At 70.3% G+C, this 1,568-nt stretch carries 1 protein-coding gene; it reads left to right on the forward strand.

The window, feature by feature from the left end; all coding sequences use genetic code 11:
* Nucleotides 1-191 precede the first annotated feature (191 nt).
* Nucleotides 192-1,550 carry an IS701 family transposase gene (locus F8568_RS46405; RefSeq protein WP_202126182.1) on the forward strand — a complete coding sequence of 453 codons (1,359 nt, stop codon included), beginning with the start codon at nucleotides 192-194 and terminating at the stop codon, nucleotides 1,548-1,550.
* The last annotated feature ends 18 nt before the right edge of the window (nucleotides 1,551-1,568 follow it).

The raw sequence follows: 1,568 nt of genomic DNA on the forward strand, positions 1-1,568 counted from the left end.
TACGGCAGCCGCATTTCGCGGCCTGAGCTGGGCGTATAGGCAGGCCTGAGGGAAGCGGGGAATCCGGGCCGGTTGATGTGGTCTTGTGACCGGAACGCCGGACGTGAAGACGGCTGCTCTGTGATCAAGTCTGTGTGACGAGTACAAGATCCAGAACAGCCGCTGCGCTCATCGTAGAGGCTGAACGGGCCGTGGCGGGCCTGCACGAGCTGATGGGGGCCGTCCGGGGCTGCTTCGCCCGCATCGAGCCGTGGGTTCAGGCCCGCCAGTACGTCCGTGCGGTCTCCTCGGACCTGCCCGAACGCAACGGGTGGACGATCGCCGAGTGGATCGGTGACCGCAGCCCGGACAAGACCCAGCGGCTGCTCAACCACGCGGTCTGGGACACCGGCGGGGTGATGGCGCACGTCCGCCGGTACGCGGTCGCCGGGCTGGAGCGTGCCGCCGAAACGTGCGGGCGGAGCGGCCTGCTGCGGGTCGGGGCGCTGGACGAGACCGGTCAGGAGAAGAAGGGCCGGGCCACCGCCGGGGTCAAGCGGCAGCACATGGGATGCGCCGGGGGCGTGGACAACGGGATCAACACCGTGCACCTGGCCTATGTCCGCCAGCAGGTGGGGCACGCGCTGATCGGCTGCCGGCAGTGGATCCCGGCCGAGCAAGTAGCCGACCCCGGCACCGCCGCGCGGATGGGGCTGCCCGACGGGTTGGGCTTGGCCACCAAGGGGCAACTGGCCGTGCAGGTACTGCAGGACACCGCCGACGACGGGGTGGTCCTGGACTTCGTCGCCGGCGACGAGGTCTACGGCCACAGCCCCGACCTGCGCACGCACTGCGAGGCCTCCGGACAGGCCTATGTCCTGCGGGTCCGGTCCACCTTCACCCTCCAGCTCGGCGCCGGCAAGCCGATGACCTGCAAGCAGATCGTCCGGTCGATGCTGTGGCCCAAGAAGCGGTGGCAGATCTGCTCGGCCGGCTCCGGGGACAAGGGCGCCCGCGACTACGCCTGGGCGTGGGTGGCCACCGCATCGGCGGTGCACTGGCTACTGGTCCGCAAGCATCTGCGCACCGGCGAACTGGCCTTCCACTACTGCCACGTCCCCGCCGGGCGGCCGGTGTCGCTGCATCTCCTGGTCACCGCGGCCGGGCTGCGGTGGCCGGTGGAGGAGTCGTTCGAGTTCGGCAAGGACCTGTTCGGGTTGGATCAGTCGCAGGTCCGCCGCTATGAGGCGATCCGCCGGCACACCGTGCTGGTCATGCTCGCCCTGGCCGTCTTCGCGGTGGCAGCGGCCTCGGCCCGGCCCCGCACCGACACCCAAGCACCACCGCCGACCGGCCCGGACACCCCACCGCCCGCCGAACCCGGACACACCCCGCTCACCGTCGCGGCGCTCAAGAACCTGGTCAACGCCCTACACCCCCGCCGCCACGGCATCGACCACACCATCCACTGGCAGAACTGGCGAGACCGGCACCGAGCACGAGCCCGCTGGCACCACCAACGAACCCGCCTCCGCCGACCACTCGAACACGCATACCCGCAGCTCACCTAACGAAATGCGGCTGCCGTA

It is taken from the genome of Actinomadura physcomitrii (assembly GCF_008923205.2).
GTDB lineage: Bacteria > Actinomycetota > Actinomycetes > Streptosporangiales > Streptosporangiaceae > Spirillospora > Spirillospora physcomitrii.